This is a genomic window from Borreliella lanei (genome assembly GCF_014205895.1).
Taxonomy (GTDB): Bacteria; Spirochaetota; Spirochaetia; order Borreliales; family Borreliaceae; genus Borreliella; species Borreliella lanei.
Genome location: NZ_JACHFC010000021.1, coordinates 1 through 1,323 on the forward strand (window position 1 = coordinate 1; position 1,323 = coordinate 1,323).

General features: G+C 46.0%; 1 rRNA gene. It reads right to left on the reverse strand.

The features are described from left to right. Positions 1-1,323: ribosomal RNA gene (locus tag HNQ06_RS05600) — 23S ribosomal RNA — on the reverse strand; the annotation flags it as partial.

Genomic DNA, 1,323 nt, shown 5'->3' on the forward strand with positions numbered 1-1,323 from the left:
ATTACTATACTTACACTTCTAACCTATCAACCTGGTATTCTTCCAGGACCCTTAAAGGATATCTCATCTTGAGGAAGGCTTCCCACTTAGATGCTTTCAGCGGTTATCCTTTCCGAACGTAGCTACCCAGCACTTACCCTTGGCAGGATAACTGGTACACTAGAGGTTCGTCCATCTCGGTCCTCTCGTACTAAAGATAGCTCCTCTCAAATATCCAACGCTTGTGGCAGATAGGGACCAAACTGTCTCACGACGTTCTGAACCCAGCTCGCGTACCGCTTTAAATGGCGAACAGCCATACCCTTAGGACCTGCTCCAGCCCTAGGATGCGATGAGCCGACATCGAGGTGCCAAACCCTTCCGTCGATGTGAACTCTTGGGAAGGATAAGCCTGTTATCCCCGGAGTACCTTTTATTCGTTAAGTGACGGCGCTTCCACTTGCCACCGCCAGATCACTAAGACCTACTTTCGTATCTGTTCGACTTGTCAGTCTTACAGTTAAGCTACCTTATGCCTTTACACTTACAAAGTGATTTCCAACCACTCTAAGGTAACCTTTGCGCACCTCCGTTACTCTTTAGGAGGCGACCGCCCCAGTCAAACTACCCACCTGGCACTCTCCTCATATTTCTATAAGTTAGAAACCTAATTAAACAAGGGTGGTATTTCAAGATTGACTCCACTACCCCTAACGAGATAGCTTCAAAGTCTCCCACCTATCCTACACATATTTAATCAAATCTCAATACCAAGCTATAGTAAAGGTTCACGGGGTCTTTCCGTCTAACCACAAGTAATCGGCATCTTCACCGATACTTCAATTTCACCGAGCTCCACGTTGAGACAGCGTCCAAATCGTTACACCATTCGTGCGGGTCGGAACTTACCCGACAAGGAATTTCGCTACCTTAGGACCGTTATAGTTACGGCCGCCGTTTACTGGGGCTTAAATTCAATGCTTCGAATAAACTAACATCTCCTCTTAACCTTCCAGCACCGGGCAGGTGTCAGTCCCTATACTTCTCTTTACAGATTTGCAGAGACCTGTGTTTTTGGTAAACAGTCGTTTGGACCATTTTTATGCTACCTAATTGCTTAGGTCGTACTTATCCCGAAGTTACGTACGTATTTTGCAGAGTTCCTTAACGTGGATTCTCTCGCGCGCCTTAGAATTTTCATCCCACCTACCTGTGTCGGTTTGCGGTACGGTCCCTTATAGCCTAACCTTAGAAGCTATTTCTTGGCACCTTGACTACCTACATTTCATGCTACCTAAATAACACTCATCATCACACCTTAGCTCTCTTAACGGATTTTCCTAT